This is a genomic window from Halosimplex yunnanense (genome assembly GCF_054504345.1).
Genome location: NZ_JBTJEL010000022.1, coordinates 1 through 12,326, shown reverse-complemented (window position 1 = coordinate 12,326; position 12,326 = coordinate 1). Strand labels below are relative to the sequence as shown.

Here is a 12,326-nt window from a genome sequence, read left to right as displayed (position 1 = left end):
ACCACTAACTGAGATCACGATAACAATCCACACATGCTACGGTACTTCGCCTCACTGCTGTCGGACTACTTCGACCACCCGATACTCGGCCTGCTGTTGCTCATCTCGGCGTTCCTGTTCGCCGTCGCGGGCGTCCTGAGCGCCGTCGACGTGCCGGTCGTCCCGCAGATCGCGGCCGGGTGGTTCGCAATATACGGGATCGGTGCCGGAACGCTCGGTCTGTTCGGCTACCTCGTCCTCTTCGTGTCCCGCGGCATCTCGATCGTCCGGGACATGGCCGGACCGGGCGCGAGCTGAACCGTCCCCTTCTACCGGAGCGGTTCGAACGGGTCCCACTCGAAGTAGAGCATCGACCCGATGATCGCCATCCCGGCGACGACGTGAACCGTCGCCAGGACCGACACCACGAACGTCGGCGTCCCCCGGCCGACCGCCACCATCGACGCGACGAGGATCCCCTGCATGATCAGGAGGACGATGAGGATCCCCTTCCAGAACTGCCTGTTCATGCCCCCCTCTACCTGCCCACCGGTCTAAAAGGCTGTGCCGCGGCGTCCGCCGAACGAGCCAGTCACCGTGAACTGTCGGCCCCTGCCGGCGCTTCCTCCGGCGCGTCGAGCGGGAGACAGACGTTCCGCGTGTCCGCGGGCCACCGGGCGTGAGAGGGGAGGTCGGCCGGCGAGTCCGCATTCGCCCGGTCTTCGTCGGTGTAGGACATCACGGCGAGGAAGAGATGCGTCGGGACACCGTTCTGGACGAGGACCTGCGCGCGCTCGACGTTCGGGTAGGAGGTCTCGGTGCCGTCCTCCCAGACGACCCGGAGATCCCTGTCGCCGCCGGTGGCGTGGGGGTAAGCCTCGGGCGGGTCGCTGACCGTCCAGTCGACGCCGTTGGGGGACCTCGCGTGGAAGCCGGCGTAGCTGTCGACGTACCCCTCGCCGTCGTGGTGGGCCTGCATGTCCTTCGCGACCATCGCGAACCCGCCGTTAGCGCACCAGACGGCGTAGTCCTCCAGCGGCGCGAGGACGTGCTCGGCGACGAGGTCGTACCCGTCGGTGTCCGCCCAGTCGTCGGCGGCGTAGACGCTCAGCTCGAAGTCGCCGTCGCGGACGAAGACGGTGACGCTCCCGTCGTCGTCGACGACCGGCACGGCGTTGGTCTCGCCGCCGATCACCGGTCCGTGTCTCGTCCACGGCCCCTCCGGGGACGGGGCGCTGGCGACGCCGACGGCGTTCGCGTCCCGGTCGACGCCGCGTGGGTCCTCAGGCGTCGGTCGCGGCCCCTCGTAGTGGCAGCCGTAGTAGTAGAGGAGGTACCGGTCGCCGGCGCGCACGACCGAGGGGTTGTGCGACATCCGGTCCCAGTCGCCCTCCTCGCCCGGCGCGATCACTTCCTCGACGAACTCGTAGGGTCCCTCCGGGCTGTCGGCCTCGGCGCGCACGATGTGGGAGTTCGAGGTCCAACCCGGGGAGAAGGGGATCTCCTTCGACCATCGCGAGGCGAACATGTGATAGGCGTCGTCGCCGGGGACGACCGACGCGCCCCAGACCCAGTAGTCGTCCATCGCGAACCCGCCGTCGCGGGGCGCAGGCCGCAAGCAGTCGCGGAACCGCCGCTCGTTCGGTGGCATGGTCTGGCACGCGGCGCCCGTGCGCATAGGTCTATCGGCCAGTGCTCGGCCTGTGCCAGCGGGGTCGCACCGGACAACTCCCGGCGAGTGTGTCACGTGTTGACGACCTACAGTTATATGTAGGGCGGCGGCGAAGTCGAGGCCGTTCCATGGAGTACGAGACGCGAGACCGACTGTACGAGAACCCGCTGGGAGGGCCCGCAGACGTCGCGGATTTCGTGTTAGAGGGCGAGGCAGCCGTCACGTTTCCGCGCGGTCGCCTGCGCCTAGAGAGCGAGCGCCCGGACGGGCCGCAGTTCGTCTACTGGTGTCCGAAGTCCTTCCCCGACGGCATCGCCGTCTCCTGGGAGTTCTGGCCCGTCGCCGGGCCCGGACCGAGCACGTTCTTCCTCGCCGCGGAGGGACGCGGCGGCGAGGACCTGCTCGATCCGTCGCTGGCCGATCGCGGCGGTGAGTACGAGGAGTACACCGCGGGCGACGTCGACGCCCTGCACGCGTCGTACTACCGCCACGGCGGGGACGGCGACGACGCGCTCCGGACGGTCACGCTCCGCAAGAGCCGCGGCGACCACCTCGTCGCCCGGGGCGCGGATCCGATCCCCGACGTCAGGGCCGCCGACCCGCCCTACGAGATAACCGTCCTCAAGGACGGTCCCGACGTCGCCCTCTCGGTCGACGACCTCCCGGTGCTGTCCTGGCGTGACGACGAGCGAACGGGACCGGTTCGCGGCGGCGGCAAGATCGGCTTCCGGCAGACCGCGCCGTTAATCGGCGAGTACGCCAACCTCACCGTCGACCGCATCGAGACGGCCGAGTGAGCACAACCGACTGCGGAGGACGCTCTCACTCCGAGGCCGCCAGTTCCCACTCGACTCGCTTGTTGATCGTCCTCGGGTTGCGGTCGGCGACCAGTTTCAACCGGTCCGGCGTCATGTCTTCACCGACCTCGTAGAGGATCCACCCCGCGGCCGACTCGCCGGCGGGGAGTTCGGACTGATAGTCGCCGAGAGCGAACGTGAGGCGATCGTAGGTCGTTCCGTCGTGGGTGAGCCGGCCGCTGACCGTCTCCGGCTCGTTGCCCTCCGCCGGAACCTGCGTGAGGTTCTCGTCGGTGGCGTCACCTTCCGTCCCGCGCTTGTGGAGGTAGATCTCGCCTTCCGAGATGGCCGTCCCGCCGGGCATCGGCACACCGAGCGGTTCGTCCGTCTCGTTCGAGAGCTGGAGGACGATCACGACGTACTGTCGGTCGGCGGAGCTTCTGACCTCGTGCGTCTGCGGCGTCCCCTCCCCCTCGGGAGTCTCTTCGTTCCCGTACAGTTGCGGTCGGGGGGATACCGTCACGTTCTGGCGGAGGTCGGCGGCGAGGAGGGTCATGGCGAGGCCGTCGACGGTCGCCGTGTCGCCGACCGAGTTCGCACCGCCGTCGCCGTCGTCCCCCGACGACTCCGAACAGCCGGCCAGTACCGCCGTTCCCGCCACGCCACCCAGCGCTGCGAGGACCGCTCGTCGATCGAAGGTCGTCATGCTGTGACATATGTTCACGAGGCAGCATATAGCCGTTTCGGGAGGGGCTGCCCGACTCGCGTCCGAGACACAGTCCGCGACTCCGCTACACTCGCTCTCGACTGTCCACCCGGCCGCGGTCCCGAGGTGAACGGCATCCTTTTGTCCGGACCCCTCCGACCGGCACGCATGGACGAATCCGGTCGGCTCGACGGCCGCACGCGACGAGCGTACTTGCGAGCGCTCGGTGGTGCGGTCGGGGCGGCGTCGCTGGCGGGCTGCCGGGGCGGCGTCCTCGGCGGCGGGACCCCGACGGCGCGCGAGTCGACCTGCGAATCGGGGGACACCGACGCCGGGGCGCTGTACGACGACTGGCTCCTGCGCCTGCGCCCGGGGGACTACGACGCGCCGACGGTCGTGTTCGCCAGTGCTCGTCCGCGCTTTCTCACGGCCCACCCGGACCTCTACAGCGGGCTGCGGCCGTACCTCTGGTACAGCCGCGAACTCGCGGAGGCCGCCGCGATGCCGTTCACCGAACTCGACCGCGTCACGGCGCTCCGGCCGCCCAGCGAGCGGCCCGCGCTGTACGTCGTCTTCGACTACTCCGAGCGGCGCTGGCGGTGGCTCACGCGGCTCCAGGGGACCGGCTTCCGCGGCGCTGAACTCACGAAGGCCTCGGACTACCGCGGGTTCGAGCGCCGCGGCGTCTCCGACAACAAGGTCAACGGCGTCGCGTTCGACGACGAGTACGTCGTCGCCGCGCCGAAGGCCGACGGAGCGGTCAAGGTCGACGCGAACACGCGCCTCGAGCGCCTCCTCGACACGGCGACGGCCGACGCACACCCCGGTCACTGCTACTCGACGGCCGACCGCGCGCTCGCGGAACGGCTCCCCGAGGCCGACTTCGTCTTCGCCCGGTTCCGCACCGACGGCGGGACCTTCTCCGGGAGTTCGTGGGCACCCGACGGCGCCCGCGCGGGCGGGTTCGCGCTGGCGGTCCGCTGGCCGGGCCGGGACGCGATCGGGACCACGACGCCGGTCGAAACGCCGGCGGGAACGGCCGCGGACGCCACGGCCGGCGCCTCACTGCCGACGGCGACCGCGACCGGGACGCCGGCACAGGCTGGACCGACGCCGTCGGCCGAAACGACGGCATCGAATCCGTCCGACGGTGCGACCGGTGCGCCGGAGGAACCGACGGTCGACCGCCGATTCGTCGCCGCGTTCCCCGAGGGAGGGGCGGACGTCGACGCGACCCGGTCGTTCGTGGAGTCGAACTGGCTCCGCGACGGCGAGCGCGACGACCCGCTCCAGTTCGTCGAGCCGTCCTACGAGCGGTCCGGGCAGGCCGTCGTCGTCGCGGAGACGCGCCCGCTCGAAACCACCGCTGAGTGACTTGCGGTCCCGTCTCCACCGGCGCCAGCGTTATGGCAGACTCGTCCGTCTGTGGGATCGATGACCGACACTTCGACCGACCGGCGTAGCCTCGCCGGTCGCTGGGAGTTCGCACTCGATCCCGACGAGGGCGACGCTGATCGTGCCCCACCGGCGGACTTCGACGACCGCATCCCCCTCCCCGGGACCACCGACGAGGCCGAGAAGGGCGAACGTACGACCGAGCGGACGCCGGGACACCTCACTCGGCGCTACCGCTACGAGGGCGTCGCCTGGTATCGAACGACCGTCGATGTTCCGGACGCGTGGGCCGACCGGCGGGTCGTCCTCCGCCTCGAACGCACGCGACCGGTCCGCGTCTGGGTCGACGGCGACCCCGCGGGGCGAGACGACAGCCTCTCGACGCCCCACGAGTACGACCTCACCGACGCGCTCGACTCCGGAGCGCACACCGTCACGCTCCGGATCGACACTGACTCCGAGCCGGTCACGTTCCCCGGCGTCCAGCGCTCCCACGCCGCGACCGAACACACACAGACCAACTGGAACGGCGTCGTCGGCGACCTGGAACTGGTCGCCACCGACCCCGTCTGGATCGACGACTGCCAGGTCTCCCCCGACCCCGCGGCCGACACCGCCCGGGTGGAGGTGACCGTCGGCAACCGGACGGGAGCGGCCGCCGAGGCGTCCGTCGAACTGGCCGCCGAGAGCGCCGACGGAACCCACGCCGTCGATCCCCAGACGGCGTCCGTCCGGGTCGGCGGCGAGTCCGCGACGCTCTCGATCGAGTATGACCTCGGCGAGCCGCTCCGATGGGACGAATTCGACCCCGACCATTACGAACTGACCGCGACGCTGGACGCGACCGTGGAAGGCACCGGTCGCGAGTACGGCCACACCGCCGAGACGGTATTCGGCGTCCGGTCGTTCGAGCGCGACGGGACGCGCTTCGCCGTCAACGGGAAGACGACCTTCCTGCGCGGGAACGTCGACTGCTGTATCTTCCCGGAGACGGGCTACCCGCCGACCGACGAGGCGGCGTGGCGCGAGGTCTTCGAGATCGCGCAGGAGTACGGCCTCAATCACTACCGTTTCCACAGCTGGTGTCCCCCGGAGGCAGCGTTCCGCGTCGCCGACGAGATGGGAATCTATCTCCAGCCCGAACTCCCGCTGTGGAACAACGGCGGCACCTTCGAGGACCCCGATGCGGCCGCCTTCTATCGCGCCGAGGCCGAGCGGATCCTCGACGAGTACGGCGACCACCCCTCGTTCGTCATGTTCGCGCTCGGCAACGAACTTGCGGGCGACTTCGAGGCGATGAGCGACCTCGTCGAGGACTGCCGCGAGCGGGACCCGCGACGCCTGTACGCCTGCGGCTCGTACAACGGCCTCAGTAACTCGACGCTGACCGAGGCGGACGACTACTGGACGACCGCGTCGGTCCCCCCGGACCCGACCGACGTCGACTCGGGCCGTGAGATGGTCCGGGGGGCCGCCATCGACGAGGCGCCGCCGGCGACGACGACCGACTACCGCGAGGCCGTCGAGGACATCCCGGTCCCTGTCGTCGCCCACGAGATCGGGCAGTACCAGACCTACCCCGACTTCGCCGGGCTGGAGCGCTACGACGGCGTCCTCGCGCCCCGGAACCTCGAGCTCAAGCGCGACCACCTCGAGGCCCACGGTCTGCTGGACCGCGCGGCAGCCTTCAGCGACGCCTCCGGTCGCCTCTCGGTGCAGTGCTACCGCGAGGAGGTCGAGGCCGCGCTGCGGACGCCCGGGTTCGGTGGATTCCAACTGCTGCAACTGGAGGATTTCCCCGGCCAAGGCACCGCGCTCGTGGGGATCCTCGACCCCTTCCGGGAGTCGAAGGGGCTGATCGATCCCGCTGAGTGGCGGAAATTCTGCGCCGAGAGCGTCCCGCTGGTCCGGATGGACGCGCGCACGTTCTCGACCGACGAGTCGCTGACGGCGGACGTGCAACTGGCGCACTTCGGCCCGGAGAGCCACGAGGGCGTCGCCGCCGAGTGGTCCCTGACAGCCGCCGACGGGTCCGACTCGGAAACTCTGGTCACGGAGGGCGCGCTCCCGGAGACGGACGTGCCGCAGGGCGAACTCGTGGATCTCGGAACCGTCGAGACGGACCTCGGGGACGCCCTCGCGGGCACAGCCGACGGCATCGACGCGCCCGTTCGCCTCACGCTCTCGGTGACCGTCGCGGCCACCGACGCCGCCACCGACTACGACGTGTGGGTGTACCCCGCCGACCTGCCCGCGGCCGACGCGGAGGTGGGGTCGTTCGGCGGGTCCGAAGAGACGTCGGTGACGGTCCGCCGCGCCTTCGACGAGGCGACCCGCGAGTTGCTGGACGATGGCGAGGACGTGATCCTCGTCCCCCATCACGACGACCTGCGCCACTCCGTCGGGTCGGCGTTCGCCCCCTGCTTCTGGTCGTACGCGCTGTTCAAGCGCAACGCACCTTCGGGGACGATGGGCCCCCGTTGTGATCCCGATCACCCGCTGCTGGACGGCTTCCCGACGGCTGACCACGGCGACTGGCAGTGGTGGCACCTCCTCTCGAACGCCCGTCCGATCGTGCTTGACGACGCGTCCGACGACTACGAACCGCTGGTCCGGATGATCGACAACATCGAGCGCAACCAGCGGCTGGGCCTCGTCTTCGAGACGGCCGTCGGCGACGGGAACCTGCTGGTCTGTGCCGTGGACCTGTTCGCTGCCGACGACGACCCGTCGGTGCGGGCGTTCGCGCGGTCGCTGGTCGACTACGCGGCGTCGGAGTTGTTCGAGCCAGACGGGGAGGTTAGTGAAGCCGTCCTCGAAAAACTGCTGACACTCTAGACCCCGTCCATCGACTCGCCTCTCGTGACTGCGCGCCGTCCCTCCTCGCTCCGATAGGGGAGTTCCGTCGTCCCCCGAAGAGTTAATTCCGTTCGAGAGGTGGCTTCCCTATGGACTCCGGGGCCGCTGTACACTGGCTAGAGGACGAGCCGAAGGTGCCGACTGGCGTGACGTGGGGCGTACCCTGGGCGGAGGGAGAACTCGAACGGGACGACGCACTTCGGATGGCGGACGACGCGGGAGCGTCCGTGCCGGTCCAGTCCTGGCCGACGGCGTACTGGCCGGACGGGAGCGTCAAATGGACCGGCCACGCGGCGACGTTCTCCGACGAAGCGGCCGACGCGTACGAAGTCTCTCCCGACGAGGAGGCGACGGCCCCCGAATCGACCCCGGACCAGCGACTGTCGGTCGAAGACGCCGACCGCCACGTCGAGGTCGACACGGGTCGACTCGTCTGCCGGATACACAAGGAAGGCTCGTCCGTCATCGGGCTGCTCGAAACGGACGAGAGCGTCGTCTGCACCGACGGACGGCTCGTCTGTGTCCGGGAGCGCCGCCGCGAGGACGGGGGGACTAACGTCTACGAGGAAGACCGATTCGAGGGGCGCGTCGACGATGTCACGCTCGAACAGGAGGGACCGATCCGGGCTGTCGTGAAGATCGAGGGAACGCACGAAGCGACCGACGGGGGGTGCGCGTGGCTCCCGTTCACGCTCTATCTCACGTTTTACGCCGGCATCTCGTCGATCGAGGCGACCCACACCTTCGTCTACGACGGCGAACCCGAACGGGACTTCATCAAGGGACTGGGACTGTCGTTCGACGTGCCGATGGCCGGGCCGGCGTACAATCGGCACGTTCGGTTCTCGGGCGACGAGGGGCTGTTCCGCGAACCCGCACAGGTGTTGCCGCCGCGAGCGCTCGGTCCCGACCGGGAGCGCTACGAGCGCCAGATCGCCGGCGAACCGCTCGATCCCGAGCCGGGCGACGAGGAGTGGGCCGAGATGGTCGAAGACGTGACGCCCTGGAACGGATTCAAGCTAGTGCAGGACTCGCCCGATCATCACGTCATCGAGAAGACGGCGGGTGAGGACTACTGCTGGGTCGACGCGGCGCACGGCCGGCGGTCGTCGGGACTTGGCTTCGTCGGCGATAGCGACGGCGGCCTCGCGGTCGGCGTCAAGGACTTCTGGGAGGCGGAGCCCTCGTCGCTCGAAGCGACCGACGTGCTCGCGGACGAGGCGCGGCTCCGCACCTGGTTCTGGTCGCCGGACGCCGAGGCGATGGACCTGCGGCCGTACGACGAAGCGGGCCGGGACACCGGCGGCGCGGCCTACGGCGGGGTCGACGAGGAACTGAGCACGCCCCGCGGTACCGCGAAGACGAGCGAGTTCACGCTGTACTGCTTCGACGAAGTTCCCGACCGAGACACGCTGCTCGACTGCGCCGACGAGGCTCGCGCGCCGTCGCTGCTGGTCTGTGACCCGGACCGCTACTACGACGTGGGGGCGTTCGGCCGGTGGAGTCGCGAAGACTGGAGCACGCCGGCGCGAGCGTGGATCGAGGACCAGCTCGACGCCGCCGTCTCGTTCTATCGGGACGAGGTCGAACAGCGGCGGTGGTACGGGTTCTGGGACTACGGCGACATCATGCACTCCTACGACCCGACCCGGCACAGCTGGTACTACGATATCGGGGGATACGCTTGGCAGAACACCGAGCAGATGCCGACGATGTGGTTCTGGTACACGTTCCTCCGGTCGGGACGCGCCGACGTGTTCCGACTCGCGGAAGCGCAGACCCGGCACACGAGCGAGGTCGACGTGTATCACGAAGGGCCGCTCGCGGGGTTAGGCTCGCGGCACAACGTCCTCCACTGGGCCGGCGGCTGCAAGGAACCGCGGGTCAGCATGACGGGCCACCACCGCTTCTACTACTACCTGACCGGCGGCGACGAGCGGCTCGGGGAGATCTTTCGGGAGGTCCGCGACGCCGATTTCGCGACCCTGGACGTCGATCCGATGCGGAACCACGTCGGTGACGACGACTTTCCGACCCACGCCAGGATCGCCCCCGACTGGCTGTCGTACTCCGCGAACTGGCTGACCGAGTGGGAGCGATTCGAGTCCGAGGAGTACCGCGAGAAGATCCGTACGGGGATCGAGTGCATCAAAGAGATGCCGTTGCGGATGTTCTCCGGGTCGACGTTCGGGTACGATCCCGAGACCGGGGAACTCCACCACATCGGCGACGGGAACTACGGCCACACGTTCCTCCACTGTATGGGCGGGCCGCAGCTGTGGCCCGAACTCGCCGCACTGATCGACGACCCCGAGTGGGAAGCGATGCTCGCGGAGACGGGCGAGTTGTATCTCGACGAGGAGGCGCGCGAAGCGCGACTCCCCGACCGCGTCGCCGACTCGCTCGACAAGCTCCCGATGTACGCGACGAACATGGCCGGCTTCGCGGCCGAACTCCACGACGACGACGAGCTGGCTCGAGAAACGTGGGACCTCCTGCTGTACGACGAGGACCGGCGTATCGACCTGCCGCTGGAGCGGGAGACTGTCGACGAGTCGTATCCGTCCCCGATGGAGGAACTCCCGGGCGTGAAGACGAACGTCGTGTCCATCTGGGCGCTGAACGTGATCGCCTGCCTCGAATACATCGGCGATCACCTCCCGGAGCCCCCTTCGGAGTAACGCCCGAGCGCGGCCGTCGCTCGGTACTCAGTCGCTCTCGTACTCGGGCAGCTCCTCGAAGTCGGGGACCTCGGCGAGATAGAGGTTGCTCGACCCGTCGTAGCGGGCGGAGTCGAACAGCACGTGCGAGCCGTCGGGACTGAACCGTGTATGGGGGTGCGGTCCCCTGTGGTCCCAGTCGTGTGTCGCGAGGACCCGCGGTCCCTCGTACTCGCCGGCCTCGTCGTCCCAGCGGTACAGCAGGCTGTGGGGCACCTCCTCGAACGTGCCGTCGCAGACGAGCAACTCGGGGGAGTTGGCGTGCGTGTGCGTCAGCGCGTACACCTCGTCGGGCAGGTCGGTCTCGCGGCGGTCCGTGTCGTCGTAGCGCGAGCTCCCGATGAACGGTTCGGGGTCGTCGACGCGGTCGCGGCCCTGCGGGTCCTTCAGCGAGCCGTGGTAGCCGATACGCTCGCCGTCCTGCATCCAGTACTCGTGGCCGACGCCGCCCGCTTCGGGCACGTCCCGGACCTTCCAGGTTTCGCCCGTCTCGGCGTTCACCGTCCAGATGCGGTTCTCGACGGCGTCCCACGGGCCCTCCTCGCAGTAGGTGAACAGCTCGGGCCGCGTCGGCGAGGCGTTGACGTGGCTGCTGGCCCAGACGTCGACCGCTCTGAGGCGTTCCGGCTCCCCGCCGTCGGTCGGCACCGAGAGGATCCGCGTGTCCGGGGAAGCCTCGAACGTCCCCGAGAGCTTGTCGCCACGCTCGGGCACCTCCACGTCCTCGCCGATGACGACGTAGAGCCGGCTCCCGTCGGCGTTCACGTCGAGGGACCCGCCCGTCCAGCCGTCCGGAACCTCGTAGTGGACGTCCTCGACGCGCAGCGTCCCGAGGTCCAGACTCACCAGTCGGTCGCGGACCCAGAAGTACGCGACATCCGCGTCGTGGTCGATCGAGGTCCCGCCGCGGAAACCCTCGACGTCGGTGACCTGCGTGATCAGCCCGGACCGGAGGTCGACCGAGTACAGTTGGCGCGACCCGGACCGGTCGGAGCGAAAGAGGAGGCGCCGGCCGTCGTCGTACCACCCGTCTTCGGTGAAGTAGAGGTGGTAGTCGCCGACGCCCGGATAGCTCGTCAGTCGCCGCACCTGTATTCCACTGGTCGGGTCCGCGAACGTCTCGTCCTCGGCGGGCCAGTTGCTGCCCGCACGTGGCCCTTGTTCGATAGTCTCTGGCATAGTGAGTATCGGAATGCTGGGCGCCGTTGCGGATATAGCTTCGCCTCGCAGCACCTCTCGCTGGGTGCCACGCGGCGATGCCGGGGGAGACCGATCACATCCTTTCCGGTAATGCCGTACACAAATCGGCCGTATCGGCGGCTGAATCGAGACAGTATGCGACCGCTCGGTTACAATGGCAAACTGGGGAGATTACAGTAGTAACGATGTAATCCAATTATGTGACTGCCACTCTCCCTCGCCGATACCGCCGAACACAGCTCGGGCGAGCGAGTTTCGAGAACGGGCATCCAACCAGTAGGGGAGCGATCCCACTCGCCGAAACTCGTCCGGCATTGCCGAAAGTAATATGGTATTTACTAACATGGAACGATCCGGTTCCCGGTGTAGCGTCCGTTACTGGCCATTCGACCCGATCGACCCATTCGATCAGAATGCCTTGTTCCGCCATTACCGGACAAAATTTGTGATGGATCTGGGTCTAGAATTTGTCCTCGTTTGATCGGTCGATACCCGCCTCAAACGCGATAAACCGACCGTACGGAGCGGCTTTTCCGGAGAGAAGTGTGGCAACGAACGCGGGCGCTCCGCTGGCCGCGAAGGCACTGATAGAAGCAGATGACGAATACTGTGGGTCCGCTCTCGTGTGTCGGCAGTCGATTCAGGCGCTCGCGGACTCGGGCGGCTGCCGATTCAGTCGTCGGCGAAGCGGAAGACGGGTTTGACGACCTCCGAGGCGAGGAACGATTCGAAGGCAGCGGTGGGATCGGCAGTCGAAAAGGAGTCGTCGACGACGGCCGCGGCGTCGATGGCGTCGTTCTCCATGAGCCGCAGCGCCTGTTCGAAGTTCGTCCAGTCCGAGCCGTAAGACGTGACGACGTCGATTTCGCCGCGGACGACGGGGGTCATGAGAAGTTCGCTCGGTTCGCGGGGGATGCCGACGACGACGACTTCACCGCCCTTGCGGGCGATGTCGACCCCCGTCTCGACGCCCGTGTAGTGGCCGCTGGCGTCGAACA

At 68.4% G+C, this 12,326-nt stretch carries 10 protein-coding genes; 5 read left to right on the top strand and 5 right to left on the bottom strand.

Going from position 1 to position 12,326, the window contains the following annotated elements; all coding sequences use genetic code 11:
- Positions 1-33: 33 nt before the first annotated feature.
- Complete coding sequence (locus AB2U09_RS00290) at positions 34-297, top strand: hypothetical protein (RefSeq protein WP_459190688.1); 264 nt, start codon at positions 34-36, stop codon at positions 295-297.
- 11 nt (positions 298-308) lie between these two features.
- Here AB2U09_RS00290 and AB2U09_RS00285 read toward each other — a convergent pair whose 3' ends face one another.
- Positions 309-509: a hypothetical protein gene (locus AB2U09_RS00285; protein ID WP_459190687.1), complete on the bottom strand. Its 201-nt coding sequence runs from the start codon at positions 507-509 to the stop codon at positions 309-311.
- Positions 510-571: 62 nt separating this feature from the next.
- On the bottom strand, positions 572-1,630 hold the full coding sequence (locus tag AB2U09_RS00280; protein ID WP_459190686.1) for a glycoside hydrolase family protein: 1,059 nt from the start codon (positions 1,628-1,630) through the stop codon (positions 572-574).
- Positions 1,631-1,779: 149 nt separating this feature from the next.
- Here AB2U09_RS00280 and AB2U09_RS00275 point away from each other — a divergent pair, with 149 nt between their 5' ends.
- Positions 1,780-2,448, top strand: a complete 669-nt coding sequence (locus AB2U09_RS00275) for a DUF1961 family protein (protein WP_459190685.1) — start codon at positions 1,780-1,782, stop codon at positions 2,446-2,448.
- 25 nt (positions 2,449-2,473) lie between these two features.
- On the opposite strand, the gene AB2U09_RS00270 is transcribed toward AB2U09_RS00275, so the two are convergent.
- Positions 2,474-3,154 carry a hypothetical protein gene (locus AB2U09_RS00270; RefSeq protein ID WP_459190684.1) on the bottom strand — a complete coding sequence of 227 codons (681 nt, stop codon included), beginning with the start codon at positions 3,152-3,154 and terminating at the stop codon, positions 2,474-2,476.
- A 168-nt stretch (positions 3,155-3,322) separates the two neighbouring features.
- Between AB2U09_RS00270 and AB2U09_RS00265 the strand changes: the two genes are divergently transcribed.
- The 3 genes from AB2U09_RS00265 to AB2U09_RS00255 all read left to right on the top strand — a co-directional run bounded on the left by AB2U09_RS00265 (position 3,323) and on the right by AB2U09_RS00255 (position 10,089).
- Positions 3,323-4,528, top strand: coding sequence for a hypothetical protein (locus AB2U09_RS00265; protein WP_459190683.1), 1,206 nt, complete (start codon positions 3,323-3,325; stop codon positions 4,526-4,528).
- Between the two features lie 60 nt (positions 4,529-4,588).
- On the top strand, positions 4,589-7,387 hold the full coding sequence (locus tag AB2U09_RS00260) for a glycoside hydrolase family 2 protein (protein WP_459190682.1): 2,799 nt from the start codon (positions 4,589-4,591) through the stop codon (positions 7,385-7,387).
- Between the two features lie 110 nt (positions 7,388-7,497).
- Positions 7,498-10,089, top strand: a complete 2,592-nt coding sequence (locus AB2U09_RS00255) for an exo-rhamnogalacturonan lyase family protein (RefSeq protein ID WP_459190681.1) — start codon at positions 7,498-7,500, stop codon at positions 10,087-10,089.
- Positions 10,090-10,116: 27 nt separating this feature from the next.
- On the opposite strand, the gene AB2U09_RS00250 is transcribed toward AB2U09_RS00255, so the two are convergent.
- Together AB2U09_RS00250 and AB2U09_RS00245 are read right to left on the bottom strand one after the other, a co-directional pair.
- The gene (locus tag AB2U09_RS00250; protein WP_459190680.1) at positions 10,117-11,307 is read right to left on the bottom strand and encodes an oligogalacturonate lyase family protein; all 1,191 of its coding nucleotides are present in this window, start codon (positions 11,305-11,307) and stop codon (positions 10,117-10,119) included.
- Between the two features lie 693 nt (positions 11,308-12,000).
- On the bottom strand, positions 12,001-12,326 hold a 326-nt coding region (locus tag AB2U09_RS00245), incomplete at its 5' end, for a zinc-binding dehydrogenase (RefSeq protein ID WP_459190679.1).

Excerpts from the sequence above, each read along its gene's own strand:
- AB2U09_RS00265 (WP_459190683.1), top strand. The coding sequence starts at position 3,323 with ATGGACGAATCCGGTCGGCTCGACGGCCGCACGCGACGAGCGTACTTG.
- AB2U09_RS00280 (WP_459190686.1), bottom strand. The coding sequence starts at position 1,630 with ATGCCACCGAACGAGCGGCGGTTCCGCGACTGCTTGCGGCCTGCGCCC.
- AB2U09_RS00290 (WP_459190688.1), top strand. The coding sequence starts at position 34 with ATGCTACGGTACTTCGCCTCACTGCTGTCGGACTACTTCGACCACCCG.
- AB2U09_RS00270 (WP_459190684.1), bottom strand. The coding sequence starts at position 3,154 with ATGACGACCTTCGATCGACGAGCGGTCCTCGCAGCGCTGGGTGGCGTG.
- AB2U09_RS00275 (WP_459190685.1), top strand. The coding sequence starts at position 1,780 with ATGGAGTACGAGACGCGAGACCGACTGTACGAGAACCCGCTGGGAGGG.
- AB2U09_RS00255 (WP_459190681.1), top strand. The coding sequence starts at position 7,498 with ATGGACTCCGGGGCCGCTGTACACTGGCTAGAGGACGAGCCGAAGGTG.
- AB2U09_RS00260 (WP_459190682.1), top strand. The coding sequence starts at position 4,589 with ATGACCGACACTTCGACCGACCGGCGTAGCCTCGCCGGTCGCTGGGAG.
- AB2U09_RS00250 (WP_459190680.1), bottom strand. The coding sequence starts at position 11,307 with ATGCCAGAGACTATCGAACAAGGGCCACGTGCGGGCAGCAACTGGCCC.
- AB2U09_RS00285 (WP_459190687.1), bottom strand. The coding sequence starts at position 509 with ATGAACAGGCAGTTCTGGAAGGGGATCCTCATCGTCCTCCTGATCATG.